1 protein-coding gene is annotated in these 411 nt (G+C 33.3%); it reads left to right on the plus strand.

All coding sequences use genetic code 11. The features are described from left to right. Window positions 1–47: 47 nt before the first annotated feature. Window positions 48–411: plasmid replication DNA-binding protein (locus ACLF5H_RS37365; protein WP_421680415.1), on the plus strand; the 364-nt coding region annotated here is incomplete at its 3' end.

Below are 411 nucleotides of genomic sequence, written 5' to 3' on the forward strand. Positions count from 1 at the left end.
CAGCAAAAACAGTTTTTGCCTCATCTAAAAAACTTAGGCTTTAAAGCTTGAGTGTATTGGAGAATACACATATTGTATTCTCCAATACGTTTCAAAATACACAGCAATACACTATGAATACAGCTACAAAATACAGTGTTAGTGATGCTGCAACCCTGTATAAAAAATCTCGAGCTACGCTATATAAAGATATAAAAAACGGTGTGTTAAGCCGTGACCACGATGGTTTTATAGATTTTTCAGAACTTCTTCGTGTCTATGGAGAACCTTTTGGAGTAAAACAAGTAAAACGTATCGATACGTCTCCAATACAAAATCAAAATACATCTGAATACACTGATAAAACAGTTGTAGAACTCAAAAACCAAATTGATTTTCTAAAAAAACAGTTAGAAAAAGCCGAAGATCGTG

Origin of the sequence: Streptomyces sp. LaBMicrA B280 (assembly GCF_049222185.1) — a bacterium.
Taxonomy (GTDB): Bacteria; Actinomycetota; Actinomycetes; order Streptomycetales; family Streptomycetaceae; genus Streptomyces; species Streptomyces murinus.